This is a genomic window from Candidatus Protofrankia californiensis (assembly GCF_900634765.1).
Classification (GTDB): domain Bacteria; phylum Actinomycetota; class Actinomycetes; order Frankiales; family Frankiaceae; genus Protofrankia; species Protofrankia californiensis.
Map to the genome: position 1 here is coordinate 36,394 of NZ_CAAAFT010000061.1, position 2,068 is coordinate 38,461.

Annotated in this window: 3 protein-coding genes; 1 reads left to right on the forward strand and 2 read right to left on the reverse strand. The window is 65.7% G+C overall.

Annotated elements, in window-relative coordinates:
* Positions 1 to 370: D-alanyl-D-alanine carboxypeptidase (locus tag DD1DGNOD_RS03660; RefSeq protein ID WP_206442926.1), on the reverse strand; the 370-nt coding region annotated here is incomplete at its 3' end.
* A 381-nt stretch (positions 371 to 751) separates the two neighbouring features.
* On the opposite strand from DD1DGNOD_RS03660, the gene DD1DGNOD_RS03665 reads away from it, so the two are divergent.
* Entirely contained in the window at positions 752 to 1,333 is a 582-nt protein-coding gene (locus DD1DGNOD_RS03665; protein ID WP_131765249.1) for an inorganic diphosphatase, read from the forward strand.
* Between the two features lie 171 nt (positions 1,334 to 1,504).
* Here the strand turns inward: DD1DGNOD_RS03665 and DD1DGNOD_RS03670 are convergent.
* The coding region (locus DD1DGNOD_RS03670) for an MOSC domain-containing protein (RefSeq protein WP_131769439.1) at positions 1,505 to 2,068 on the reverse strand (564 nt) is incomplete at its 5' end.

Below are 2,068 nucleotides of genomic sequence, written 5' to 3' on the forward strand. Positions count from 1 at the left end.
GGAAGACACGGGTCGTCAGGGTGGCCCGTGCGTCGAAGGTCGTCAGTGCCGCCGCGGCGATCACGGTCTTCAGCGTGGATGCGGGCGCCACCGCAGTGCTCGACCCGCGGTCGAGCAGCATCGTTCCGGACAGGGCGTCGACAACCAGCCCTACTGGGTTGCCCAGCGCCGGGTTGGCAAGCGGGCGGGCGAGCCTGGAACTCACCGCTGCGGGGTCGGCGACCCGCACCGCCGGGTCCAGCGGAGCAAAGGGTGCGGCCGCGGGGCGTGGGTCGGGGGCGACGCTCGGGCTGTTCGTGGGTGGAACGGAAAGATGGCCGGCAAGCAACGCTCCGGCAATGGCGGTAAGTCCGCCGACCCGGCCCGGCATCGGAGGGGTCACGTGCGGGAGACTATGTCCTGTGGCCGATGGCCGATGGCCGATGGCCGCGCGGTCGTGTTTTCCGCCCACCGCTGGAGGCTTCGAGGAATCCTGCCACCGTCAACGTGGGCTTGCGCACAGGCCGGCCGGACCGCAATGCCTGCTGGGTTGGGGTCGTGCCGCCGTCGTGGGGAATGCCGTCCCGGGTAGACCCTGGGTCGATCCAGGCCGGTGGACCTCACCGTGGGTTCCCGCACTGGAGGTGAATCGTCACCGGCGGATCGGCCCGCGACCTTCGAGGTGACATGCGTGGGTGCCGACACTGGTAACAAGTACACAACACAAGGGCGCTTCGGACGGGACGCGCCCACAGACACGACAGGGGATGGTGTGGACCTCGAGTTCGATGTGACCATCGAGATCCCGAAAGGGCAGCGAAACAAATACGAAATGGATCACCACACCGGACGGATCCGGCTCGACCGGATGCTGTTCACATCCACCCACTATCCCTCGGACTACGGGTTCATCGAGGGTACGCTGGGTCGAGATGGTGATCCTTTGGACGCGCTCGTTCTGCTGGAGGAGCCGACCTTCCCGGGCTGCCTGGTGCGATGCCGAACGATCGGCATGTTCCAGATGAGCGACGAGAAGGGTCCTGACGACAAGGTGCTGTGTGTGCCGGTTGCGGACGTCCGGCAGGAGCACCTGCGTGACATCAGGCACCTTCCGGAGTTCGACCGGTTGGAGATCCAGCACTTCTTCGAGGTCTACAAGGACCTGGAGCCGGGCAAATCGGTCGAGGGGGCGTCGTGGGTCGGCCGCACCGACGCGGAGCGGGAGATTCTTGCCTCGATCCGGCGCGAGGAGGAAGCGGTCGTCACCGCGGAGGGGCGCCACGACGATTCCGTACCGAGCGGTTCCACCCTGGGTATTCCGGAGCGGTCTGAGCCGGAGGTCAGGTCCGCCTGACCCCTGCCGGACCGGCGGATCATGCGCAGGGCCACTGATCGTGGTCGTGGTGGCGGATCTTCGCAGGTTCACCACCACGACCACGATCAGTGGGCAACCCGGCGGCTGAGAGCTCAGTAGGCCGAGAGATCAATAAGAGATCAATAAGAGCCTCCGGCGGGACGTAATGTCCTATCCGCCTTGGCTGTGGTGACGCGTGAATGAAACCTGGGACGACGCGTGCGTGAGATCGGTTGGCGGGATGTCCGGGATGTCAAAAGGCATCCTGCGCTGGGCCCGCTCTCTGATTTCTTCTGGTAGGTCATCAGCCTGGAGCAGGAGGGGGAGAAGCTCTGGTTGGGTCGTCAGCGCCCGGAAGGTCATACCGATGGTGACATCGTGATCAGGTCGGTGCCTGATTGACACAGGGTCGCCGCGACGGACGTGTCCTGGCCGGATCACGCGCAGGTAGGCGCCTGGCGCCGCTCGTAGTGTGAACGTCCTGACCCAGCCGTGGAGCCCCAGCCACACCGCGAACGTCCGGCACGGGATCCGTGGTGCTGTGACTTGCAGCACCACCTCCTTCCCGATCCGCCACCGTTCACCGATCACAGCTGTGGTGACATCCAGTCCACGGGTGGTCAGGTTTTCTCCGAAGATCCCGGAGGGCAGTGGACGACCCAGCTCGTGCTGCCATGCGTCAAGGTCCTCGCGCGAGTAGGCGTAGACAGCCTGGTCGCCGCCGCCGTGGTTGTC